Annotated in this window: 21 protein-coding genes; 10 read left to right on the top strand and 11 right to left on the bottom strand. The window is 43.9% G+C overall.

Going from position 1 to position 25,393, the window contains the following annotated elements; all coding sequences use genetic code 11:
* Positions 1–51: 51 nt before the first annotated feature.
* Positions 52–1,032 carry a GlxA family transcriptional regulator gene (locus tag JMW85_RS05985; protein WP_109590103.1) on the bottom strand — a complete coding sequence of 327 codons (981 nt, stop codon included), beginning with the start codon at positions 1,030–1,032 and terminating at the stop codon, positions 52–54.
* Positions 1,033–1,140: 108 nt separating this feature from the next.
* Between JMW85_RS05985 and JMW85_RS05980 the strand changes: the two genes are divergently transcribed.
* The 4 genes from JMW85_RS05980 (at position 1,141) to JMW85_RS05965 (ending at position 4,395) form a co-directional block, all read left to right on the top strand.
* Complete coding sequence (locus JMW85_RS05980; RefSeq protein WP_087814383.1) at positions 1,141–1,686, top strand: cysteine hydrolase family protein; 546 nt, start codon at positions 1,141–1,143, stop codon at positions 1,684–1,686.
* Between the two features lie 93 nt (positions 1,687–1,779).
* Positions 1,780–2,694, top strand: coding sequence for an MBL fold metallo-hydrolase (locus JMW85_RS05975; RefSeq protein ID WP_087814382.1), 915 nt, complete (start codon positions 1,780–1,782; stop codon positions 2,692–2,694).
* A 92-nt stretch (positions 2,695–2,786) separates the two neighbouring features.
* Positions 2,787–3,854, top strand: a complete 1,068-nt coding sequence (locus JMW85_RS05970) for an LLM class flavin-dependent oxidoreductase (RefSeq protein ID WP_087814381.1) — start codon at positions 2,787–2,789, stop codon at positions 3,852–3,854.
* 262 nt (positions 3,855–4,116) lie between these two features.
* Positions 4,117–4,395, top strand: coding sequence for a peptidylprolyl isomerase (locus JMW85_RS05965; RefSeq protein ID WP_045446094.1), 279 nt, complete (start codon positions 4,117–4,119; stop codon positions 4,393–4,395).
* A 370-nt stretch (positions 4,396–4,765) separates the two neighbouring features.
* On the opposite strand, the gene JMW85_RS05960 is transcribed toward JMW85_RS05965, so the two are convergent.
* The gene (locus JMW85_RS05960; protein WP_087814380.1) at positions 4,766–5,653 is read right to left on the bottom strand and encodes an SDR family NAD(P)-dependent oxidoreductase; all 888 of its coding nucleotides are present in this window, start codon (positions 5,651–5,653) and stop codon (positions 4,766–4,768) included.
* Positions 5,654–5,842: 189 nt separating this feature from the next.
* Here JMW85_RS05960 and JMW85_RS05955 point away from each other — a divergent pair, with 189 nt between their 5' ends.
* The gene (locus tag JMW85_RS05955; protein ID WP_087814379.1) at positions 5,843–6,232 is read left to right on the top strand and encodes a DUF1622 domain-containing protein; all 390 of its coding nucleotides are present in this window, start codon (positions 5,843–5,845) and stop codon (positions 6,230–6,232) included.
* Positions 6,233–6,282: 50 nt separating this feature from the next.
* Here the strand turns inward: JMW85_RS05955 and dusB are convergent, their stop codons facing one another.
* The 3 genes from dusB to JMW85_RS05940 all read right to left on the bottom strand — a co-directional run bounded on the left by dusB (position 6,283) and on the right by JMW85_RS05940 (position 10,251).
* Positions 6,283–7,314, bottom strand: coding sequence for a tRNA dihydrouridine synthase DusB (gene dusB, locus JMW85_RS05950; protein ID WP_087814378.1), 1,032 nt, complete (start codon positions 7,312–7,314; stop codon positions 6,283–6,285).
* A gap of 132 nt (positions 7,315–7,446) precedes the next feature.
* The gene (locus tag JMW85_RS05945) at positions 7,447–9,492 is read right to left on the bottom strand and encodes a BCCT family transporter (RefSeq protein WP_087814377.1); all 2,046 of its coding nucleotides are present in this window, start codon (positions 9,490–9,492) and stop codon (positions 7,447–7,449) included.
* Between the two features lie 318 nt (positions 9,493–9,810).
* On the bottom strand, positions 9,811–10,251 hold the full coding sequence (locus JMW85_RS05940; protein ID WP_055124213.1) for an HIT family protein: 441 nt from the start codon (positions 10,249–10,251) through the stop codon (positions 9,811–9,813).
* Between the two features lie 257 nt (positions 10,252–10,508).
* On the opposite strand from JMW85_RS05940, the gene JMW85_RS05935 reads away from it, so the two are divergent.
* The 3 genes from JMW85_RS05935 to JMW85_RS05925 all read left to right on the top strand — a co-directional run bounded on the left by JMW85_RS05935 (position 10,509) and on the right by JMW85_RS05925 (position 14,819).
* Complete coding sequence (locus JMW85_RS05935) at positions 10,509–11,270, top strand: hypothetical protein (protein WP_227681678.1); 762 nt, start codon at positions 10,509–10,511, stop codon at positions 11,268–11,270.
* Positions 11,271–11,475: 205 nt separating this feature from the next.
* Entirely contained in the window at positions 11,476–13,362 is a 1,887-nt protein-coding gene (gene ilvD / locus JMW85_RS05930) for a dihydroxy-acid dehydratase (RefSeq protein WP_201581195.1), read from the top strand.
* A gap of 209 nt (positions 13,363–13,571) precedes the next feature.
* Positions 13,572–14,819, top strand: coding sequence for a cation:proton antiporter (locus tag JMW85_RS05925; RefSeq protein WP_201553713.1), 1,248 nt, complete (start codon positions 13,572–13,574; stop codon positions 14,817–14,819).
* A gap of 18 nt (positions 14,820–14,837) precedes the next feature.
* On the opposite strand, the gene JMW85_RS05920 is transcribed toward JMW85_RS05925, so the two are convergent.
* The 4 genes from JMW85_RS05920 to JMW85_RS05905 form a co-directional block, all read right to left on the bottom strand.
* Positions 14,838–16,250: a serine hydrolase domain-containing protein gene (locus JMW85_RS05920; protein ID WP_201581194.1), complete on the bottom strand. Its 1,413-nt coding sequence runs from the start codon at positions 16,248–16,250 to the stop codon at positions 14,838–14,840.
* A 433-nt stretch (positions 16,251–16,683) separates the two neighbouring features.
* Positions 16,684–17,226, bottom strand: a complete 543-nt coding sequence (locus tag JMW85_RS05915; RefSeq protein WP_201581193.1) for a beta-lactamase hydrolase domain-containing protein — start codon at positions 17,224–17,226, stop codon at positions 16,684–16,686.
* A 176-nt stretch (positions 17,227–17,402) separates the two neighbouring features.
* Positions 17,403–18,320 carry a MaoC family dehydratase gene (locus JMW85_RS05910; RefSeq protein ID WP_055124219.1) on the bottom strand — a complete coding sequence of 306 codons (918 nt, stop codon included), beginning with the start codon at positions 18,318–18,320 and terminating at the stop codon, positions 17,403–17,405.
* A gap of 377 nt (positions 18,321–18,697) precedes the next feature.
* Positions 18,698–20,098: a 3-oxoacyl-ACP reductase gene (locus tag JMW85_RS05905; protein ID WP_201581192.1), complete on the bottom strand. Its 1,401-nt coding sequence runs from the start codon at positions 20,096–20,098 to the stop codon at positions 18,698–18,700.
* A gap of 577 nt (positions 20,099–20,675) precedes the next feature.
* Here JMW85_RS05905 and JMW85_RS05900 point away from each other — a divergent pair.
* Together JMW85_RS05900 and ppk2 are read left to right on the top strand one after the other, a co-directional pair.
* Positions 20,676–22,235 carry an acetyl-CoA C-acetyltransferase gene (locus JMW85_RS05900; RefSeq protein WP_201581191.1) on the top strand — a complete coding sequence of 520 codons (1,560 nt, stop codon included), beginning with the start codon at positions 20,676–20,678 and terminating at the stop codon, positions 22,233–22,235.
* Between the two features lie 248 nt (positions 22,236–22,483).
* Positions 22,484–23,497, top strand: a complete 1,014-nt coding sequence (gene ppk2, locus JMW85_RS05895; RefSeq protein WP_265090728.1) for a polyphosphate kinase 2 — start codon at positions 22,484–22,486, stop codon at positions 23,495–23,497.
* A 300-nt stretch (positions 23,498–23,797) separates the two neighbouring features.
* Here the strand turns inward: ppk2 and JMW85_RS05890 are convergent, their stop codons facing one another.
* Together JMW85_RS05890 and JMW85_RS05885 are read right to left on the bottom strand one after the other, a co-directional pair.
* A complete protein-coding gene (locus JMW85_RS05890; RefSeq protein ID WP_045446052.1) occupies positions 23,798–24,145 on the bottom strand; it encodes a PilZ domain-containing protein in 348 nt (115 codons plus the stop codon).
* 55 nt (positions 24,146–24,200) lie between these two features.
* Positions 24,201–25,346, bottom strand: coding sequence for a DNA polymerase III subunit delta' (locus JMW85_RS05885; protein ID WP_201581190.1), 1,146 nt, complete (start codon positions 25,344–25,346; stop codon positions 24,201–24,203).
* Positions 25,347–25,393 lie beyond the last annotated feature (47 nt).

Below are 25,393 nucleotides of genomic sequence, written 5' to 3'. Positions count from 1 at the left end.
CCTAGAAGCAGTCAATGAGCCTACCTTTAAAAAAATCATTACCTAAACCTATCACACCTTATTCGAATTAAATCTACGTCGATACTCACTTGGTGTCAACCCAACAATGCGCTTAAATATTTTACGAAATGCACTGGCATCACTATAACCAACTTTCCACGCTATTTGCTCAACAGGAGATGACGAGAACTGTAAAAAGTCTTTTGCCTCTCCGATGCGTAATCGCTGACAATATTCTGTGGATGTCATGCCCGTCGCCTTATGAAAACGACGCAGAAAAGTACGCTCTTCTAACTGTGCGCAATCGGCTAAGGTAGATAAATCGATATCTTGTGCATTGGTTCTTTGTAGCCAATGCTGCACTTTTAATATGGCTGTGTCTCCATGGGTGAGGTTGGGTGAGAAAGCACTGTAATAACATTGTTCACGCCTTGAAGGGTCAATTAATAACATACGAGCGGTCTCATTCATCACCTGAGAACCAAGAAAGCGATCCACCATTCTCAATCCCAAATCCGTCCAAGCCATCGCGCCACCAGCGGTCACAATATCACCGTCTTCGATAATAATGCGATCGACATCGAGCTCCACATCAGGGAAACGCTGCTTAAAATCCTCTGCATAACCCCAATGCGTGGTTGCCTTTCGCTTGGAGAGTAGTCCTGTTTCGCCCAATAAAAAAGCACCGGCGCAGACGGACGACAGTATCACCCCTGTCGAATGCTGCTCTTTTAGCCATTCTAGCCAAGGTTCTGCCGCTTGCTTTGCAATCGGTGCTTCTAACGTGGGTGGAATGATGACGGCTGTTAATCTTCCTACGCTATCAGGATTGCTCGAAAAAGTGCGCTTAGGCTGCTGCTTAACGCCGCAAATCTCCCAGTGACTGACCTGTAAAGGCAGATCGGTTGTATCTTGACGTTTAGCGGCGAGTTTACTGGCCACCACGAATAAATCAGTCAGTCCAAGGACAGCCGCCGTTTGTGCTTTCTCATAAACGATCAAGCCAATTTCAATAGCATGTTTTTGATTCATATGTCGTTATTAACCTCTTATGTGTCGATGTAGCCACTCGTTAGTGTAGCACAGTGCTTGTAAAATATACGCCTATACAGTCACTTCCATAAACAAAGAGGCATTATCATGAACACACAAGCATTGATCGTTGTCGACATTCAAAATGAGTATTTCCCACAAGGTAACTTATCACTTGTAGGTATTAACGAAGCCGCTGATAATGCAGCTTTGGTGATTGCGTCTGCGAGAGAAAAAGGTCATACCGTCATTCATATCCGTCATGAAATGCCTGCTGACGCACCGATCTTTACGCCTGGTACCGATGGTGTAGCAATCAATGAAAAGGTAAAACCAATAGAGAATGAAGCCGTCATCACTAAGCATTACCCCAATTCGTTCCGTGAGACCAATCTGAAAGAGCTATTAGATAAAGAAGGTATCAAAGAAGTGACTGTGATTGGCGCCATGAGCCACATGTGTGTGGATGCCACAGTTCGTGCTGCAGTGGACTTTGGTTATACAACCACTACGGTTCATGATGCCTGTGCCACGCTTGATCTTGAATTTAATGGTACGAAAGTACCTGCTGTTCAGGCTCATGCCACCATCATGGCAGCGATTGAGTTTCTATATGGCGAAGTGATTGATACCCAAACTTGGATTGCCCGTTAATCCAGAGTTGTTAGCCAAACCATGATTTAGTCATGAAATAGACTCTTAAACCCTAGTCCCATTAAGAAGAATTTCCTCAATAAGGTAACTATTATGAATATCGCAAAATCACTGACCGGCACCACACTGTTAAGTGGCGTCATGTTGTTAACGGCATGTACCACCTTTGCCAGTCCAGCAGCAAATTCTAACGCGGTAAAACAGACAGCTACCAATACCGTTCAATTTCAGCAAATCCGTAATGCCACGATCAAGCTTGATTATGCTGGCACCACGTTTTTAGTGGATCCGATGCTAGCAGCTAAAAACGCTTATCCAGGGTTTGATGGCACAGTAAATAGCCAAATACGCTATCCAATGGTGGATTTGCCGATGACTGTTGCCGAAGTGCTTAGGGCTGATGCCATTATCTTGACGCATCTTCATGCTGACCATTGGGATGATGCCGCACGCAACCTCGTGCCGCGTGACATGCCAATTTTTACCCAAGATGAAGCGGATACGGCAATCGTACGTAAAGATGGTTTTACCAATGTTATAGCATTAACAGAGCAAGGCTTTGTGTTTAAAGGCGTTACAATTCATAAAACCATCGGACAGCATGGTACTGATGAGATGTACAAAGTGGCACCATTAGCTGAACTACTGGGCAAAACGATGGGGATTGTATTCCAGAAACCAAACTACAAGACCGTTTATGTCGCAGGGGATACCGTTTGGAATAAGGAAGTGGAAGATGCATTCACTCGCTATAAGCCTGATGCGGTCATCCTTAATACAGGCTATGCGAAGTTAACTACCTTTGTTGATGACTCTATCATTATGGGTAAAGAGGATGTATACCGTGCGTATAAATTCTCTCCTAATGCTCAGATCGTGAGCGTGCACATGGATACGGTCAATCATGCCACCCTCACCAAGGCAGAGCTGCGCCGCTTTATCGAAGAAAAGCACTTAGACAAGCAGCGTGCGCTTGTCCCTAATGATGGTCAAACCTATAAATTCTAGTGCTTGATGGTTGGGTCTTTAAATCTTCCCTGTGTGGCAATACCCAAAGTGTGTTGCTATGCATCGTTAATACGGTAAAAATGAGATCGTTTATGAATATGCCAAATCATTCAGGTAGCGCCCCTTTCGTTCTTTCGGTGCTCGACAATGCCTTCACCGGCGTTAGTCACACGGCAGAGGACACCTTTCAAGAGATGATTGCGCTTGCGAAATTGGCTGACAAAAGAGGCTTTCAGCGGTTTTGGATGTCTGAACATCATGCCATGCCTGGTGCTTCGGTGCCTTCACCGCAGATGATGGTGGCTCGGCTTACTGGGGAAACTGAGCGAATTAGGCTTGGTGCAGGCGGCATCATGCTACCGAATCATGTGCCTTTGGTCATTGCTGAACAATTTGGCATGCTCGATGCGATGGCGCCAGGACGAATTGATCTTGGTTTGGGACGGGCACTGGGTACGGATGGTGCAACGGCTTCCGCTTTGCGTCGGCATAAGGCAGCAAACGATGAATTTCCTCAGCAAGTCGCAGAGTTGTTGGGCTTTTTAGAAAACAGTTTTCCAAAAGACCATCCTTATCATGCGGTTCATGCGGTGCCAGGCCCATGGCAAGCCGAGCAAAACCGAGTACCCCCATCGAAGACCGCTGCTGATGTTTGGATCTTAGGGTCATCGACTTACTCCGCGCATCTGGCAGCAAAGCTGGGTAGACCTTATGCATTTGCTCTACAGTTTGGCAATGCTGATGTCTTAAGTGCCATGCGCATTTACCGAGAGAATTTCCGTCCTTCAAAAATTCTAGCCAAGCCATACTGCTTAGTCAGCATTGGCGCGATTGCGGACGAAGATCCTGTAGAGGCACGTCGCCAGTCAACATCGTCTGCCATGGCAATGTTGAGAATGTTTCAGCGCAAGCCTTTTGCTTTACTGCCTCCTGATGAAGTAGCCGCTTTTCAAGGCAATATGCAAGAGCGCCAGATTATTGAACAGTATACCGATCAAACCCTGCATGGCACTGCTGCCGAGGTCGCAAAAGGTTTAGAGGATCTTCAGGAGCAGACAGGTGTCGATGAGGTAATGATGGTGGTTCAGGGCTATTCGCGCCGCGCCCAATCGCGCACTGTTGAGCTAATCGCAGATCATTATGGTATGCCAAATCACTAGATCCTGTTGGGAATAACGATATTAAAAAGTTAGCAAAGCGCTTAATGCCTAACCATTAGGCTTGATTGGGCTCGTAAGCTACCCAAATGCATTGCACCGATGTAATGACAGCGACACTCAAAAGACACTGATTCTCATCCAAATAGTAGTCCCTGTGTAGATAATGGCTTTTGAAGAAGTAGCGCATACAAGTGAAGTTAGCAACCAAGATAAGCCGTGATATAATGCCCCGATAATTGATATTTTATGAAAGGTTTACATTATGGCTCGTACAGCTAGCGCATTACACATTTTAGTAAAACACAAAGAGCAGGCTGAAGACATTATTGCCAAGCTTCAAAAAGGCGCTAAGTTCGATGTGCTGGCGAAACGACATTCAACCTGCCCATCAGGTAAAAAAGGCGGCAGCTTAGGTGAGTTTCAACAAGGCGACATGGTACCGCCATTTGACAAAATCTGCTTCAGCGGCAAACTCTTCACCCCACATTTGGTAAAAACCAAATTTGGCTGGCATGTGGTCAAAGTACTCTACAGGACATAAGCATTAGGAGCGGAGCTTTAATTATAAGCCGACTGACATATGCCTTAAACATTATCCTGACTCATACAGGATCTAACATCATGGCAATCACGATTTGAGCTGCCATGATTGACTCATTTATGACCCAAAACGACTTATGATCTAATGTCCGTGTCATATCTAAATTTGAGTTGAAGACACTTTAGTTCCCATAAAAGTGATGATGATAGACATTTATAAATAGGTTTTGATCATAATAAAGCGTTAAGAACAAAAGGCTGCTACTGCCCTCTCTCCTATTTTATATCAACAATAATAATTTTTAAGGCATTAAAAAAGGACACCGCAGCGTCCTTTTTTATTCTAAATCAAGGCTCATATACAGCCTATTCTAATGATGCTCACCAGGCAGTATTCTGGCAAAAGCACGCTGAGCAAGGTTTGGCTTCTTATCGGTAGTCAGTCCAGCGCGGGTGCTTGGAAAAATACGATAACCCATCGACTGAATACCAACGTTGATTGCTGGTGCCAGTGAATAAGTAGCTGACGCAAATTTACCCATGTTGCTGGCAATACTGTTTGGTTTATGGACAATCGCTTTGGCAACCATCATCGCGGCTTCATCAGGCATTAATGCAGGCATGTAACGGTATAACTTAGTAGGCTCAATCATAGGCGTACGCACCAATGGCATAAAAATATTGGTAATCGTCACATTATCGCCCTTCACTTCAGCAGCTAAGCAGCGGCTAAAAGCGTCCAATGCCGATTTTGAGGCAACATAAGCGGCAAAACGCGGACTGTTTGCCAATACGCCAATCGATGAGATATTCACAATTTGACCAGTCTGACGTTCAATCATCCTCGGCAAAAACCCAAGAACTATTTTAACCGCGCCAAAGTAATTGATATCCATAGTACGCTCAAAATCATGGAAACGATCAATAGACTCGTGAACCGAACGCCGAATTGAACGACCAGCGTTATTGACCAAGACATCAACATGTCCGAAATCTGCCAAAATTTGCGTGCTAACTTTTTCGATATCATCCATATTGGTCAAATCACAAGGGTAATAACTGGCATTGCCACCAAGCTCCTCGATACTTTCTTTAACGGCTTTTAGTTTGTCTTCGGTACGTGCTAATAAGATAACATGCGCACCGCATTCACTAAGTAAATATGCTGTACGCTCACCAATACCGCTTGATGCCCCTGTGATAATGATATGCTTATCTTTGACCGCTTTGTTGATTGCTTTTTTTGAGGGATTGGCCATAAAAAATCCTTTTTGTTGTTTCTATGCCTATGAATGTTCGATTACAGCATAGCAAAAAATTATGGCTTAAAGTGAACAAAACCGCCGTCTCAGCCAGATAATTTGCCGATCATAAGGATCGATAAACGTATAATCGCAGTATTTTTCAGACTTACGCTTTTCACCGAGCATCGATAAGGAGTATCTATTTTGATTGCAACTCTAGCTCATTACATTGATTTAATTGCTAAGATAGTCGAGGTCATTGGCGTACTTATTATGTTTTTTGGACTGTTTTTTGCTTTTTATCGAGGGATTCGCCTAACCAGTGGGTTTAACCATGAGACCTATATCGAAGTCAGACAAACCGTCGGTAAATCTATTTTGTTAGGATTAGAAGTCCTCATCGCCGCTGATATTATGGCGACTGTCGTCACAGAACCGACGTTACGCAGCGTCCTAGTACTAGGTTTTATCGTACTCATTCGGACTTTTTTGAGCTTGTCACTACAAGTAGAATTAGAAGGCAAATTCCCTTGGCAAAAAGAAAATACCGCACTCAAAAAAGAACCAAGTACCGCTAAAGTGGACGAGCCTTAAAGCTTTTTTATTATTTAACAAACGCTTAGCATGAACCCTCTGCTCACTTACTATCCGTGCGCCTGCAAAAAATCTTCGACCACGCGAAACTGTCCAGCGGTACTTTCTTCACCATACATTGCTTGGCGAAAAGCATTAGAATTAGGAATGCCTGTGGTATACCAAGCAATGTGCTTGCGAGCGATACGGCAGCCAGAGTACTCACCATAAAAGTCATATAGCTCTTGCAAATGCGCCAATACGATCTCTTTTATCTCACTGACGCTCGGTGCATCAAGACTCTCACCAGTGCGTAAGAAATGCTCGATATCGCGGAATATCCACGGTTGTCCTTGGGCAGCACGCCCAATCATCACCGCGTCACAGCCTGTCAACTCATAGACACGCTGGGCTTTTTGCGCGCTATCGATATCGCCATTGGCAATGACGGGAATGTTGATACTTTCTTTAACTTCGCGTATCAGCTCATAACGCGCCTCGCCAGTGTACATATCCTCGCGCGTGCGTCCGTGAATGGCAATCGCTGCAATACCTGCTTGCTCAGCGCGCTTCGCCACACGCAAGATATTCTCACGACCATTCTCATAGCCCAATCGCGTTTTTAAGGTCACGGGGGCATTTACGCTATTTACCGCCGCATCTAGTAAACGGGCAACCAAATCTTCGTCTTGCAACAGTGCAGAACCTGCCAGCCTACGGCAAACTTTTTTGGCAGGGCAGCCCATATTGATATCAATAATTTGCGCGCCATTATCGATCTGATAACGTGCCGCTTCTGCTAATTTATCAGGCTCAGCCCCTGCAATTTGCGCTGATATAGGCGCAATTTCATTGTCAAAATTGGCACGATACAAGGACTTTTTGCGCGCGTAAAGCGCCGTGTCAGCGATAATCATTTCACTCACCGCATGACCGGCACCAAAGGATTTACATAAACGCCGAAAAGGATTGTCCGTCACGCCAGCCATAGGAGCAACCATGAGGCGGTTTTCAATCGTCAGGCCACCGATATTCAATGGTTGCAATAATGGATGGTCAGATACTGGCAAAGACGACGGTAAAGCAGGAGAATCAGTAGACATAACAAACGGCTTGCCATTAATTAAAATAAGATAATAAAAACAAGCCGTTATTCTAAGGAATCGTACGCATATTGCAAGCTATTAACATGAATAACTTGCATTAAGAAACACGACTTTTTCAACAGTGTACCCTTACTTATCAAACACACTGCCCTGTTCTAGTGTGATGTCCTCATCATGCTCCTGCATACGCCACGGCAAACTATCTGGCGACACATTTAAGAAGTGTAGGTATTTTTCGAACTGATCAATAATATCGTTAATCACCGACTCTGATTGATAGCCATATAAATCATAGGTTTGACCACCACGGCGCAAATACACCTCAGCACGATGATGGTGCTCTTGTGGTAATTCATTGGCCATATCTTCCGTATAATAGTCAGGAATTTCATGCTCTGACAAACGAACTTCATACCAGAACTCTACATTGTCACCGCGTCTTAATTCCAATACAGCACGGTTATTGACCTCATCATAATTTACATCAGGCAACCAGCCTGTTTCGGCAAATTTCTCTGCCACCTCATGCATCGATGATAAAACCGTACCTTTGATATAACCCAGCACTTTTTCGCGCGTTGGTTGATTGGTGATATAGTCAATACGATCACGCCATGCGTCGAGCTTAAGTAGATGCGGCGGCAAATGATTGTCATTGGCTAGGCTTTGATTGCGATGTCCTTCAATACGTAGTGCGCGCCACATACCAAATGTCGAAATCAATATAATGATTGCAAACGGTAAAGCACTAACGATAGCTGCTGTTTGTAGTGCACTTAGACCGCCTGCGATAAGTAGAACCGCCGCGACCGCCCCCTCGGTTACCACCCAAAACGAGCGCTGCCACCAAGGCGTATCACTACGTCCACCTGCGGCGAGCGAGTCAATCACTAATGACCCTGAATCCGATGACGTCACAAAAAAAGTAATAATTAACAGTACTGTCAATGACGAGACAATCTGCGTGAATGGTAAATTCTCTAGCAATTTAAATAACGCAATCGCTTGGTTGTTTTGCACTTCGCTAATCAGCGCGTCGTAACCATCGACCATAATCATATGCAGTGCCGTATCGCCAAACACTGAAAACCAAAAGAAGGTAAATAGCGTTGGCACTAACATGACGCCCAATACAAACTCACGAATGGTGCGGCCGCGACTGATCTTGGCAATGAACAGACCCACAAAAGGCGCCCAAGCAATTGTCCATGCAAAAATAAATAGTGTCCAACTACCGATCCAATCACTCGATTGGTACGCTTGTAAGCTAAAAGTACGCTCAACGATATTGCCCAGATAGCTGCCCGTATTTTCCATGAAAGCATTGAGAATAAAAATCGACGGACCAACGATAAAGACAAATAACATGAGTGCCGTTGCTAATACCATGTTTAAGATAGACAAGCGCTTGACGCCTTTGTCCATACCTGCCAACACGGAAACCAAGGCAGCTGCTGTTACTAAAGCAATGATAATAACCTGCACCGTCGTATTAACTGGCACCATCTCTGGTAGCAAATAATTTAGACCCGCGTTAATTTGCGCCACCGACAGACCCAAGCTGGTGGCGATACCGAACATCGTACCCACGATCGCAAACACATCAACAGTATGTCCGATAGGGCCATAGATTTTGTCACCGATTAATGGATATAGCGTTGAGCGTACCGACAATGGCAAGCCATGACGAAAAGAGAAATACGCCAGCGACAAACCTACTACGCCATAAATCGCCCAAATATGAAAACCCCAATGGAAATAGGCAATTTGCATGGCTTCTTTGGCAGCTTCAATCGTCTGCGGCGTGGAAAGTGGCGGACTGGCAAAATGCAATACCGGCTCTGCTACGCCATAAAACAATAGCGCGATACCGTAGCCTGCGGAAAACAGCATGGCGAACCATTCCAGAAACTTATACTCAGCCTCCGCATGGTCAGGGCCTAATTTAATACTGCCATAAGGCGAAAATGCCAAGGCGATAATAAACATCAAAAATATGGCGACTGCCAACATATAAAACCAGCCGAAAGTGTCGGTGGTAAATGCCAGCACTTTGCTGAACAGCTCGCCAGCAGCGTCAGGGTTGATGGCTGTGCCGATCACCAATAACAGCATAATCGCTGCTGCCGGCACAAAAACCGGCAACAAAATAGTGGAGCGAGGTAATTTACTCATAGAAAGTGATATCCCCAAAAAGTAGCAATGAAAAATAATCTTCGATATCAAGATTAATAATCAGAAGGAGCAGTGCCTTTTTTATAAAAAGTGACTCACAAAGGCGAAAATGCATCAGTTATTATTAAACAAATACAATTTTTATCACACTATGCTCAAAAACCCCAGACAAGCGCCCAACTTGTAACATGACTTTAACGATTGTTACATGACTATTACCAAGTAATAAAAAAGGCCGCTTGTTAGCGACCTTTTTATTTTATTCTGGAACAATTTACGTTTTGCTTGTTAATTCGACAATATCTCGTTTTTTTATTACTAAATAGTAATGGCAGCAGCAAGTTGCTTTGACGTTTCAGCCAGTTCTGTATGATCAGCTTGGGTCACTGCATGTCGACCGAGCTCATGAATACTCGATGGAATGAGATGCACGTGATAATGAAAAACGGTTTGACCCGCCTCGCTACCATTTAATTGCATCTGAATAATACCTTCACGCGCAAATACTTGACGCTGTGCTTGCATAACTTTTTTAGCGGTCATTAACACCGCGGCGGCATACTCTGGTTCAAGATCCGCCAAATCAACGGCTTTTTGCTTAGGAATCACCAGCACATGCCCCTCTGCTTGTGGCATTATATCCATAAAGGCAAGGGTTTTATCATCTTCATAGACTTTGTGATAGGGGATGTCACCGTTTAGCATTTTGGCAAAGATATTGTTATCGTCATACGCAGCTTGCTCATTGGCTTGGGTCATTATTTTTCCTTTACTTGTTTGATTATTGGTTACTCGACAGCTTTTATAAGGAATGGAATAGCCTGTAATATAGTGGACGAAATGTCGTTTAAGCACAAGTTGCGATAGCACTCGTTATTAAAAATTCGCAATACGTAAGCTAATCGCGGTAGCTCACTAATTTGGTTGGCGAGTCAGGCGCTTTAAATGTTATATTAACCCTCTACTTTAACAACACTACGTTTATGGATTCGTCTACTTTGCCGACTCAATCAAATATGAGTAACATTTATACAGAACCTGCTCAAGCAGCGCAAACGTCTGTCACAGCTGACTCTGTGTTCAATAATGAAAAACAACCAAGCAGCACTGAGACTGAAAATGAGACTCAAGCCCCCACTCAAAGTATTGAGCCTAACGCGCTCATTCTGGCCGAAGTACTGAGCGACAAGACGATTGGTTGGAAGATACACAATTGCAAAATCACTAAAAAGACGGTCACACAGGATTTACCATTACCGTTCTTATATCATTACGACAGTTTAAATGATGCGATTAAGCAAGCAAATCCGCTCACACCTGCCCTACTGTCACAGTTCAATACGCCCATGAGCGCTCGTGAAGCATCCAAGCTGATTGGTATTAACGAAGCACTAATCATCAGCCCTTGGCATGTCAAAATCATCGGTTCATTGGTGGTTTTTAGCGAAGCGTTGCAGTTAGCCGTACGCTTGCATTGGACCAATACGGGCAAAGACACCCAACAACTTTATACCCAGAATGAAGCAGATGCTATTACAGCCGCTTTTAAAGATTGGCAGTTTTTTGGTCGTATCGATGTACTCTACAAAAATAATAAGCAAACCTTAATCAGTATAGATGAACAAGCTGAAGGCAATGAGCAACTACTTCGTATTGAAGCAAACGCTGATTATCAATGCTTGCCAGCGACTCATGCGTTAGTGGTTATCGCTAAATTGGAAGCGGACAAAATAGAGCTACCTTGGTTTGAGGCGGCGATAGTAGAGCGCGTCGAATAACACCTTATCTTCCAAATACTTACGATGTTATGACTACTATTGACTTGGCATTATCAATGAGTAGTTTTCAGTGACTCATATCTAATGGTATGGTAACGACCTAGTATTATTCACTAGTCCTCGCATTTTATAAAAAGCACACTATCAATATTAAAATTGAGGGTGCACATTTTCACAAACCTCGCCTATTTGTAAGGAACATCACATGGATTATCGCTCAAAAACCTCTACTGGCGGCCGTAATATGGCAGGCGCGCGCGCATTATGGCGTGCGACTGGCATGACTGATGGTGACTTTGGCAAACCAATCATTGCCATCGCCAACTCATTTACCCAGTTCGTACCCGGCCATGTGCATCTAAAAGACTTGGGGCAACTGGTCGCACGTGAGATTGAACAAGCAGGCGGCGTGGCCAAAGAGTTCAATACCATTGCAGTCGATGATGGTATTGCCATGGGTCATAGCGGTATGTTGTACTCGCTACCCAGCCGCGACCTAATTGCTGACTCTGTAGAATACATGGTCAATGCTCACTGTGCGGATGCACTAGTGTGTATCTCTAACTGCGATAAAATCACACCGGGTATGTTAATGGCTGCGATGCGCCTCAATATTCCAGTAGTGTTTATTTCAGGTGGCCCAATGGAAGCGGGCAAAATTTTAGCCAGCACAGTTGGTAAGAGCCATAATACCGATGGTAGTGACAGTAGTGCGATTCGTAAGCTTGACCTTGTCGATGCGATGATGGATGCCGCTGATGACAGCATTAGTGATGCAGATGTAGCCGCTATTGAAGCCTCAGCTTGCCCAACTTGTGGTTCGTGCTCTGGTATGTTTACGGCCAACTCAATGAACTGCTTAACCGAAGCGTTGGGCTTGGCATTACCGGGTAATGGCTCACTACTAGCGACTCATTCATTACGTCGTGAGCTGTTTTTAGAAGCAGGACGCACCATTGTCTCGCTTGCCAAACGTCGCTATGAGCAAGATGATGATTCAGTATTGCCACGCTCCATCGCTAGCAAAGCGGCTTTTGAAAACGCAATGACCTTAGATATCGCGATGGGTGGCTCAACCAATACTATTTTGCATCTGTTAGCGGCTGCTAACGAAGCAGAAGTCGATTTCAAAATGTCAGATATCGATCGTCTAAGTCGCGGTGTACCTTGCCTTGCAAAAGTCGCCCCTGCCTCGCAAAAATATCACATGGAAGATGTGCATCGTGCTGGCGGTGTCTTTGCGTTATTGGCCGAGCTTGATCGTGCTGGATTACTGAAGACTGACGTACCGACCATCCATAGTCCAACGATGAAAGCCGCGATTGATAAGTGGGATATCATGAATCCTGATAATCAAGAGGCTCGCGCACGCTTCCTTGCAGCACCGGGTGGCATACGTACCACTGAGGCATTTTCACAATCAAAAGAATGGTCAAACCTCGACGTCAACCGTGAGTCAGGTTGTATCCGTAGTGCCCAACATGCCTATTCTACAGATGGTGGTTTGGCCGTATTGTATGGCAATATCGCTGAGCGTGGCTGTGCAGTCAAAACCGCAGGTGTGGATGACAGCATCCTAGTATTTACTGGTCGTGCGCGATTATTTGAATCACAAGATGACGCAGTTGCCGCGGTATTGGCTGATGATATTGTCGCAGGTGATGTTGTTATCATCCGTTATGAAGGCCCTAAAGGCGGTCCTGGTATGCAAGAGATGCTCTATCCAACGACTTATCTCAAGTCAAAAGGCTTGGGTAAAGAATGCGCCCTACTCACCGATGGTCGTTTCTCTGGTGGTACCTCAGGCCTATCAATCGGTCATGCCAGCCCAGAAGCAGCGGAAGGCGGCGCAATTGGTCTGGTTGAAGAAGGCGATACCATCCATATCGACATTCCTAATCGTACGATTAACATGCAAGTCAGTGATGCCGATTTGGCCACTCGCCGCGAAGCAATGGAAGCTCGTGGCCGCGATGCGTGGAAGCCTGTAAGCCGTGACCGTCATGTGACCCCTGCGCTACGTGCCTATGCTGCCATGACTACCAGTGCCGATACCGGTGCGGTACGTGACGTGAGTCAAGTTGAGCGCTAGGCCTTAAATTATTAATCGTTAAAGTATATTGGTAAAAATCTATTAAGCCTGCGCTATGCAGGCTTTTTTTTCACCAAAAAACAACGCATATGTCGTTTTGATAACGATTTTTTGCGGTAATCATTATTTTTTAGCGTCATTATAATGGACTAGTAAATATGGCCTTATTCTAACTTTTTAAGATAAACATAACAGCGTGCACCTACCTTATGATTGAAAACTACAATTTATTTTTATTGGTCTGCGGTATCGCTTTTTTACTGGGGGCGTTATTCCCCATTATATTTAAGCGCACGCCTATCTCTTTGCCTATGTTGCAGGTCAGCTTTGGGCTGCTGATGGGCTACTGGTGGACGACCTTATCATTTTTAGACCCTATGAATAACGGCTTAATTATCGAAAAATTAACCGAAATTGTGGTGCTCGTATCCTTGGTTGGTGCTGGTATTAAAATTGATACGAAGCTGTCTTGGCAATTGTGGCGACCGACCGTGCGTCTGTTGCTTATTACCATGCCGATTGGCATCTTTGCGATGGCGGTACTGGGCTACTATGCATTTGGTCTCAGTCTGGGAGCCGCTATATTGCTGGGCGCAGTACTAGCTCCAACCGATCCCGTCTTAGCTTCTAGTATTCAAGTAGGGCCACCCAACACAGGTCGCGAAGATACACCGCGCTTTACTTTGACCTCAGAAGCAGGATTGAATGACGGACTGGCTTTCCCATTTGTTTATTTGGCCATAAAAATAGCGGAAGCCTTTAGCCAAGGCAATTCCTTTACCCTCGAGATGCTCTGGTCATGGTTCACTCATGATGTCTTATGGAAAATTGGTGCTGGGCTGGTGGTGGGGATTGTCGTTGGTAAAATTATGGCCAAGCTGGTATTTTCAAAATACAGCCAAAACACCACTATTTCTCAAGGCTATGTGGTCATTGCACTAACGTTAGTGGCTTATGGACTTGCCGAATTTGTACATAGTTATGGCTTTATCGCCGTGTTTATCGCGGCATTTGCCTTTCGCCGCTCAGAGCATGAGCATAGCTATCACCACAAGCTCCATGATTTTGCAGAACAATCAGAAGGCTTACTCATGTCTCTAGTGCTGGTCACTTTCGGCATGTTTCTTGGTCAAGGATTGCAGTCGGGTGTTGAGCTGACATGGCGTGTTTACATCGTCAGCTTCACTTTCCTCTTGTTGATACGTCCCATTGGTGGGTTTATTGCTTTATCAGGACTAAACATGCCACACACTGAAAAGTATGCCATTTCTGCTTTGGGCATCCGTGGCATTGGTACGCTATATTATTTATCTTATGCGCTCAACCAAGGTTTTTTCGGTGATGAAGATGCGCTTAAGCTATGGGTCGTCTGTTCAATTGTCATTTTGGCGTCAATCTTTATTCATGGTCTTAGCGCCACAAAATTGCTTAAAATGACGCCGAATAAATCACATTAACCTTATCGATAGAGCTATCTAGCGCTTTGAAAGCTCTGAATCGACTAAGTTAAGTACCGCTTCCGTTAGTGCAAATTGACGGACATCATTCAGCATCGTGGTGTCAAAATTATGGATAAAGGCAAATGACAACTGACGCTCTGTGTCACACCAAGCCACTGAACCGTTATAGCCCATATGCCCAAATCCTTGCTTGTTTGCATCAAATTTTTCACTGTCTATATGCTGACAAAGACTAAATAACCGATGATAACCCAAGCGCCAATCCATGTTTGCTGGCATGACGGCATCTAGCCCTGTGACTTGCGGTTTGGATAGTTGCTCAAAAGTGGCGCTATTAATAAACGTGTGTCCTTGCCATGTTCCGCCGTTGGCTAACATCGCATAGATGGTGGCCAATGCCTGAGCTGAAGCGACACCATTTGCTGCTGGAATAATCGCCTGTAATGTCTCACGACTGTGATAATCGATTGCTTGTTTGCCAGCAGGTATGAGTGCCGCCTTATAATTTTTTAGATTAAGCTGACTGGTATTGAAGTACAAACGATTAATATGAGCCGTGTCTAGTATCGGTAAAGTATTTTGCTCATCATCTGAACTTAGGTCTGCCGCTTGTATATCAACTAAGGCGAGCTGCTGCCAACAAGTGTAGCTAGGCAGACTAGCATAAGTACGTAAAGTACTTTGTGAGTCAGCTTTTAGCGTTGGTTTATGACGTTTATGACGCAGTTGTGAGCCAGCCTCATTTGATGCTTCGAAGTCTTTGGCGAGTCTTGCTACTTGGTTGACTTTATTCTCTGGTACACCAAAATAGCAACTATCAGCAATACCTAAAGGCTCAGTAAGATAATGGCGCAATGCCTCAGCTAAAGACATTTCCGTAACGGCTTCTATCAGACCGCCCAACACCCAACCATAGACCAGAGCACTATAAGCGCTGTCATATAGCTCGCCATGGTCTGATGCTGTGATTGGCATGGCAGCAACTTTATTGAGCATTTGATCCCAATCAAGCAAAGTTTCGCTATCCGCATCGATACTCTGAATTGAGAATAAGTTGGCTTGATGCGACATCACGCTACGTAGCGTAATATTCCCTTTATTCTGTGCAGAAAATGCACGCCAATAATGGGCAATAGGCTGGTCATAATCAAGCATCTGCTGCGAAACCAATATATGTACAAGCGTCGCCAATATACCTTTACCCGTCGAAAAGTTAATCGCCAAAGTATCAGGCTGCCATGGCATCTCTGGACGTGCCATCCCTACACTCGCCTGTGCAATACATTCTCCTGCCTGATAGACAACCACGGCACCCCCTGCTGGTGCATCATCTAGCTGTAAGTCGGTGAGTATTTGCTGCAAACGTTGTTGCAACGTTATATTTATCTGTTGATCAAAAATCTGCGTGGTTTTATTATTATCGATCATGGCTACCCTGCTCCATTTCTATAAAATAGCTAAACGGTAAGAACTATTTAGCCCTTAATATTAAGTGTTCATATGATAAAAAATACATTATTTGCTAAGGCGTAACTGTTCAATATCTCAATACTAACTCGTTATTTTTTCGTTTGCTTAGAGCATGTCCTCAATTCAATCGATTACTTTCTAAACGGGCTAAAAATAGCTAAATTTTGCCAAACATCGTCAAATAGCTTCTTAGTATCTCGATATTATATGCGCTACTTTCCTTGTTTGACGCCAATTTATCTCATTTTTATCACCATTTTAAAATGAGGACACGCCCTAGAACTTTTATCCTCATTTTAAAAATAACAACGCGCCTTAATAAAAAAGGCAACCTAGTGGTCGCCTCTCTGTCATGCAATGCTGCTTAATAATACGTTGTCATCTTTATGTCTTAGCGCGGTACCAACAGACGATTATGAACTTCTTGCTCAAGCTTCGTTAATCCATGACTGCGCCCACGTTCCATAGCGGTGTCCATTTTACGTCCACGTAACCATCCTGCGCGTAGCGCCATTGCGGCACCTACTCTATTGCCTGAGCCACAATGCACTGCTGTTTTTTTGCCATGATGTTGGCGCAATATATTATCAAATGCCAATATATTGAGCTGCTTTAAGTCTGCAGCACCGTTAATAGGCAGATGCTCATAGTGCATGCCAGCTCGCTCGACCGCTGCGGCTTCATCAAAGCTCAATTCATCATCTGGCTGTAAGTTAATCACTAGCTCAACCCCAGCGTTCGCTAAGGCAACCACTTTTTCGTCATTGAGTGCACCGCATACAATGGTAGTGTCGTCAGGACGAAAATAAGGCTCAAGAATAGTACTAAGATCAACATCATTGTCTAAAACGCTATTGCCAGCATTCGATACTGTGTCAGTAGCTACTGAATGATTCAGTTGATCTGAGTTTGGTACGGCGGTATGTGAAGTCATAATTATAAATTTGTTCGTTATATTTACTATGGTCAATTCCAGTTAAAATAAGTACAAAGCAACCGCGTGTCGATGTATAAGCAATACTTCAAGCGAGGTTAACGCTATCACTTTTCTATCACGAATCGACCATATTGAGATATTTTTTAGTTAAATGACAGTTGTTCTACTGGCTTTTACTCATTGCCACTCTGTAATTTAACCGTACCTGCCAAATGCGGCTTGTCATTTTTAGAGCTAAATAAGCCAAACTCACAGGTATCGTCTGTGTCTTTAAGTGCAGCTACCGGATCAGCGATCAGCTCTACTTCGGCTGGCAAAAAGATAGGCAGTTTAAATGACACATCAACCGTACACGCATCTGGCAACTCGTCCATCATAGCAAGGCATTTGGCCTTTGACCACATGCCGTGAGCAATCGCTTTAGGAAAGCCAAACGCACGCGCAGATAATGGATGAAGATGAATAAGGTTAAAGTCACCTGAAACAAAAGCATAACGACGACCGATATCTTCTGGCACTTCAAAGATACTATGCACGCCTTCTGGGTTGACTGATGGCTTAACCGTTATTGGACGTGGAGTGCTTTTTTTGTCTTTGCTGCTGATGGGTTTTTTGCTACGTGATAGATACGTCGAAGTACCTTCCCAAATCACCTTATCTTCTGACTTGACCGTCGTCACAAAATCAAACTGCTGACCCTGAGCATGGTCACGCAAATTATCAAAGGTGACTGACATAGCAACCGTTTCACGCTCACCGATAGGACGATACTGAGTCACACTATTATCGACGTGCACTAGACCCAACATAGCAAATGGAAATGGCTCTTTAACCATCATATTCATCTGCAGCGTTTGAGACAGCACTGAGAAGTAAGTAATGGGTACTTTGCCATTATCTGCAAAACCACAAATTTTACGATAATCGTTTAAGTTACTTTGGTCAATGTGCAAATCGTCCACATAGTAAGTCGCCTGCGGCAATTGGTCTTTACTGATTTTGCCGTTATTACCAATAGGCAATAAACTTTTAACGATATTGGCATAGGTCGTATGCGCTTTCGGCAACGCATCATAATGTTTGTCTGACATAATAAATCCTAAGTGGGGCTTGAGCAAATTTTCTTGGTGTATCTAAAGATGCTATGACATTATTGGTTACAGCCTATCATTGAGCAATGCCACCAGTATTATGCCTAAATTAGGCACAATTCATAGGCGTGGTTTTAGACAATGTAAGCAACTCTCACAGCAAAAAACAATTTGGCTACTGGTTCTCTGTGTTTTTATCATAAAAAAGCCACCCTTGGGCAGCTTTATTACGATTTATGAGCAATTTTTTCGTAAGCATATGTGAGGAAAATTGAAAATACTGATTAATATCAGCTATTTATCATAATCTAAATCATCATCTACACTTACTTATAATTGACACTTACTTATAATTGACACTTACTTATAAAGTGATGTTAAGCACCCAATAAGCTTTGACCACAAACGCGAACGATGTTGCCATTTAAGCCACCAGAAGCAGGTGATGCAAACCATGCGATGGTCTCAGCCACGTCTACTGGCAAGCCGCCTTGGCTCATAGAGTTCATACGGCGACCCGCTTCACGAATAGCAAATGGAATGGCTTCTGTCATTTGCGTTTCAATAAACCCTGGAGCAACGGCATTGATTGTCATGCCTTTGGCGTTGTCTTCTAACTGCTTGGCAGTGGCATTCACCAAACCAATCACCCCTGCTTTAGAGGTGGCATAGTTGGTTTGACCCAAGTTGCCAGCGATACCTGAAATCGATGACACACAAACAATACGTGCATTGTCTTTTAATACATCGTTGTCTAGTAAATAGCGGTTCAGCCTAGCAATACTACCTAGGTTAATATCGATAACCATGTCCCACTTTTTCTCGTCCATGTTTGCCAATGTCTTATCACGAGTGACGCCAGCATTATGGATGATTGAATCTAATCCGCCACGCTTTTGTGCGGCTTCGGCGATTTGTTTGCCAGCGTCATCACTGGTGATGTCGACGGTCAATACTGAGCCACTAATTTCGCTAGCGACTTTTTGTAGGTCTGCTTGTTGCTGCGGTACATCGAGGCAGATAACGTGAGCGCCTTCGCGAGCCAATACACGAGCAATTGCTTCACCAATACCGCGGCTTGCGCCAGTCACCAGCATGGTTTTGCCGCCAAGAGGCTGTGTCCAATCGACATCAACGTTACTACCCTTACTAACGCGTACGACTTGTCCTGAGACATAAGCTGAACGAGCTGAGGTGAAAAAGCGTAAAGTCGAATCTAGATTTTGCTCTGCGCCGTCTTCCACATAAACAAGCTGTGCCGTAATACCGCGTTTGAACTCTTTACCGACAGACTTTACAAAGCCTTCAAGCGCACGCTGAGCCAAAGCTGTATCAATGTCAGTGATATTTTCTGGTGGGCGACCAATAATAATGACGCGACCAGACTTTTCTACACGACGAGCGACAGTATGGAAGAACTCATACACTTCTTTTAATTGATCGGCATTGCTAATATTGCTGGCATCAAACAACAAAACTTTAAATTTATCATCGCCGCCCGTATTGGCTTTTGCTTCAACGCCTGCATCAGCAAGGGCATCTTTGATATCATCACTGCTGTTTACATAAACATCAGCATGTACGTCTGACAAAATTCGCGCCACAGACTCACTGACGCTTTTATCATCGCCATTAGCACGACCAACCAATACGCTACCACGTACTAAAGGCTCACCGCTTTCGAAGCGATCAAGAGTAACAGGTAACGGTAAACCTAAATTTTTGGCCACTTTTTTGCCAATAGAAGACTGAACAAAATCACCATAACGGTCTGACATAATATAATCCCTATAACGAACGGTTAGAATAATAGTAATAAATGTAATGTGCCTATTATATAGACTCAATAACCTCATAATTATTGATATTTAGTAAATGAGTCTAAAGCTGGCCTAACTATACACTGCCATCTTAAACAAGTCCAAAAACCGATAATGTCTACAACAATCTGTAAACAACTCAGTATACAAGGCGGTCACTTTTTCTGGATTTAAAAATCACCACATTGTGCTAAAATCAGACCTATAAGTTATAGCAAATGCAATTATCGATAACAATATATTATCAAATCTATCGTTATGCAATGCCAATAATCGATACTAGCCAGTCTACGAAAGTCATATTGATATCTTTCAAAGCTGATACCGACCTTAGATAAGCGTCACATAGTTTGCCAAAGATATACAGTAAGGTCGTAAAAACGTCTTATCATAAACAGTTATGCTGCGTAATAAGTGATAATATTTGCTTCTTGTTTATTTTCGATTATTGAATTTTTTAATGTAATCATTTTTATTATTAGCTTTACTATTGTTACCCTCTTTTCTTCTGCCCATATTTTTTAAGGATAATATTATGAGTAATAAAAACAATCACCCTGATAGCCCTGTTGTTGAAAGCACAGTGGTCAAAGCCAGTGCGTCAAAATCTACTGATAATAAATCAGACAGCGCCAAAACAGAAACGGCTGTTAAAAAAGCTAAAAGCACGACAGCTACAGACATGTCTAATAAAGAGTCTTCTAGTAATAAAGAGTCTGCTAGCACTACAGAGGCGAATGATAAATCACCAGATTCTACTACGAAAAAGCCAGCGTCTGCCGCCAAAAAAACCAGCAAAACAAAAGCCGTTGCTGGTCAAAATCGTGTGGCTATCTTAGGTGGCAACCGTATTCCGTTTGCACGCTCGAACGGTTCATACGCTGACGTTAGCAACACCGACATGTTGACAGCTGCATTAGATGGCTTGATTGAACGCTATAATCTACAAGACGAAGTGTTGGGTGAAGTGGTGTCTGGTGCCGTCATGAAACTAAGCCGTGACATCAACCTAACTCGCGAAGCCACACTTAACACAGCGCTCAACCCACATACGCCAACTTATGATATCTCACAAGCTTGCGGTACTGGCTTGCAAGCGACTTTTGCTTCTGCCAATAAAATCGCACTGGGTCTTATCGATTCAGCGATTACTGGTGGCGTAGATACGACCTCTGATGCACCGATCGCGATTGGTGATGGTCTACGTAAAGTACTGATCAAACTGGGCGCGGCTAAAGACAACAAACAACGCTTAAAAGCACTAATGGGTCTAAATCCAAAAGACTTAATCGATTCGCCACAAAACGGTGAACCACGCACTGGTCTATCAATGGGCGACCATCAAGCCATCACCACTCTTGAGTGGAATATCAGCCGCGAAGCACAAGATGAGCTTGCTTTTAACAGTCATCAAAACCTAGCGCGCGCTTATGATGAAGGATTCTTTGACGACCTAATCACTCCATACAAAGGTCTGACGCGCGATAACAACTTGCGTCCTGATACCACTTTGGAAAAACTGGCTAAATTAAAGCCTGTGTTTGGTAAAAAGAACGCCAACCCAACGATGACAGCAGCCAACTCTACACCGTTAACGGATGGTGCCTCTTGTGTCCTATTAGGAACCGATGAGTGGGCAAAAGAGCGTGGTCTTAAGCCATTGGCTTATATCGTTCATCAAGAAACGGCCGCCGTTGATTTCATTGGTAAATCTGGCACCACAGAAGGCCTATTAATGGCACCTGCTTATGCCGTACCGCGTATGCTTGAGCGTGCAGGTCTAACACTACAAGATTTCGATTTTTATGAAATCCATGAAGCCTTTGCATCACAAGTGTTATCAACACTAGCTGCTTGGGAAGATGAAAAATTCTGTGAAGAGCGTCTAGGACTAGATGCACCACTAGGCTCTATCGATCGTAGCAAGCTAAACGTTAATGGCTCGTCGTTAGCTGCGGGTCATCCATTTGCCGCAACGGGTGGTCGTATCCTAGCCACTGCAGCGAAGCTATTGGATCAAAAAGGCTCAGGTCGTGCACTAATCTCTATCTGTGCAGCTGGTGGTCAGGGCGTGACTTGTATCTTAGAGAAATAACTCTTTGACTGCTATTATTTGATTGGTATTATCAGTCAATAGTTAGCATGAATACTTTAAAGCACTCTTTAATCGATGGATTAGAGGGTGCTTTTTTATGCCCATTCACTACTCAAAACTGGATGATAGTCATGGTCTTGCTAACAACACAATAATGAAACGTAGCCAACGCATAGCTCTATCGGTAGTTATGCTAAAGTAAGAGGATAACCAATAAAAATCATAACAACACTGATTAGGAGTTTTTTATGGGTAAGATACCTTCGTCCATCAATCCCAAATCCCTCACGCCACAAGAGCGTCAGGAACTTAGCTCACCTGAGCAACACAGTTTTATCGAGCGTATGGATAAGGAGGTTTTTAATGATCAGTTGCGGCGTAAAATGCACGAAGACCTCATCGATACTTATGATGAAGAGCTAGAAAACGAGATAGATGATTATGTGCGTGATTTTCGTTTTGATGGGCGCGAAATGAGTGAGCAAGAAAGACTTGATCGGCGTATGTACTTTCAAGAGTTGGTAAGGCTACAGCGCGAGCTTATTAAGTTGCAAGACTGGGTCGTTGATCGCGGTGAGCGTATCGTCGTCATATTTGAGGGTCGTGACTCGGCGGGTAAAGGTGGCGCTATCAAGCGTATCACGCAGCGCTTAAACCCTCGTGTGTGTCGAGTGGCTGCCCTACCTGCACCGACAGAACGTGAGCAATCACAATGGTATTTTCAGCGTTATGTCGCCCATTTGCCTGCTGCTGGTGAGATTGTGCTGTTTGACCGCAGTTGGTATAATCGTGTGGGGGTTGAGCGTGTGATGGGTTTTTGTACCGATGCACAGTATGAAGAATTTTTTCAGTCGGTGCCTGAGTTTGAACGTATGCTAGTACGCTCAGGTATTCGCTTGGTGAAGTACTGGTTTTCGATCACTGATGATGAGCAGCATTCACGCTGTATGAGCCGTATTCATGATCCGCTCAAGCAATGGAAGCTCTCAGCCATGGACTTACAGTCACGCCGCCGTTGGGAAGACTATACCAAGGCTAAAGAGACCATGTTTGAGCGAACGCATATCCCTGAAGCACCTTGGTGGGTGGTTGAAGGTAACAATAAAAAACGCGCAAGGCTAAACTGTATTGCTCATCTACTCGAACAAATTCCTTATAAGGAAGTGCCACGTGATGAAGTAGAATTACCCGATCGTAAACGTGATGACGAATACTACCGTGAGCCTATTCCAGATGATATGTATGTGCCACCGCGCTATTAAAAGATATGCTGGTTTTACGTAAGCCGTGTCCTCAATTCAATCGATTGTCCTCTAAATTGGCTAATAATGGCTACATTTTGCCAAGGATAGTCAAACAGCTTATTGATATCTCGATATTATTGGCATTACCTTCATTGTTTGACGGCAATTTTTATCACCATTTTTAAAATGAAGACACGCCCTAGTCTTATGCTCATAAAAAAAGCCGCCTTATCGATATATAAGGTGGCTTTTTTTATACTGTTTGTTGAATAATAGTCGTCTAACATTCATCAAAACCATTACAAGTACAATAAATAATTACATGGTATAGGTGGACTGCAAACCATCTATTTTACCCGCCAATAATCGCTCAACTTCGTTTTTAATTCTTTGACCTGCAATATCAGTTCCAATCTGTACCGCAAAACCTGCCGGTCGACCACCTTGAGTTTTGGCGTTAATCCAAACCACTTTGCCATTCATAGGCAAACGCTCGCTAGAATTGGGTAAAGTGATGGCGATAAATACCTCGTTACCTAGCTGCTGAGCGTCATTGGATGGCACAAATAATGCGCCATTACTGACAAAGGACAAGTAGCTGGCATATAACATTTCGATATTTTCAATGTGGCAGGTTAATATCCCGCCGCGTCCTGGCATGGCCATAGTCAGCTTCCTTCATTAAGTTTGGTATTTTTATTTGCTATCAAGGCAGATTTTCTTATAAACAAGCCAATTCTTGCATTAGCTTATCATAGGCAAATTTTTCTTGCACATTTTGTTGCAGAGCGATTTTTGTCTGCTGTAAGCTATTAGAAAAAAGTGCGAGGCCATTATTATCAGGTGGATATTTTTCTAAGGCAGCGGATAGATTGACATCTTTTTGAAGCTCATTAAGCCCTAAGTAAAGACGGCGCATATCAAGTAGCATCAGCTCAGAAAGCTGAATAAATTCCGTGATACTCAGTTGGTTTTGCCAATAGTCACTGGCTGCCACACTACTACGTTTACCACTACGCAATGCCTGCCACGTCGTCAACCATAGCGCACGTTTGCTATACCATGGCGCTTGTGCCATGGCTATCGCTGCCAAAGGTGCGCCATTTGCCAATTGGATAAGCTGCTCAATCGCAGCCGTTCCGACCGCTTCACGATTGACCGTAGAGCCAAGTGCCTGTGTCACATAGTCAACGGCGATCATAGGCTGAATGGTCTGTAATGGCAACTGCTGCACCCGACTTTTAATGGTGGGCAGTAGTTGTGCTGGAGTATCGCTGATCAAAAACAAATGGACTTTAGCTTGTGGTTCTTCCAAGGTTTTGAGTAGCGCGTTGGCCGCAGCAATCGTCATTTGCTCTGCATGGTCTAACACACAGATACGCATCCCTTGACCACCTTGGTAGATAAAAGGCTGCAAGTTGCGGATATCATCCACTTTAATCTTAAGAGCACTGTTATTGGCTGTTTTGGATGATTTTTTATCCTTTGCAGCGTTACTTAATTTTTCTTGATTATCAGCACTATCTGCACTATCTGCACTGATCGGCATACTGATCAGTGGCAATACCTGTAAGCTTGGATGCGTGCCAGATCTTAGCCATTGGCAACTTTCACACGCGCCGCAAGCCCCTGTGGGATGGCTATCACGCTTACGGCATAATAGCCAAGCGACCAAACGCCATACAAAAGCCCGCTTGCCCATACCCTGCATACCAGCAGCTAATAGCGCATGTGGCAAAGATTGCTGTGATGTCAAAACTCGCTTGGTCAATTGCGACCACAGATTTTTCTGCCATGGCAATAACGCGGCGAAATAAATGTGGTCTGTAGTATCCATTGTGCCTGTATTTTGCGTCTTATCACTCATAGCTAACGTCCTATCACTTCGCTTGATTATTCAGGATATAGCGTGTT

This window comes from Psychrobacter glacincola (genome assembly GCF_904846075.1).
GTDB lineage: Bacteria > Pseudomonadota > Gammaproteobacteria > Pseudomonadales > Moraxellaceae > Psychrobacter > Psychrobacter glacincola_C.
The sequence above is the reverse complement of the archived record's forward strand: the minus strand, read 5'-3'. Positions and strand labels throughout refer to the sequence as shown.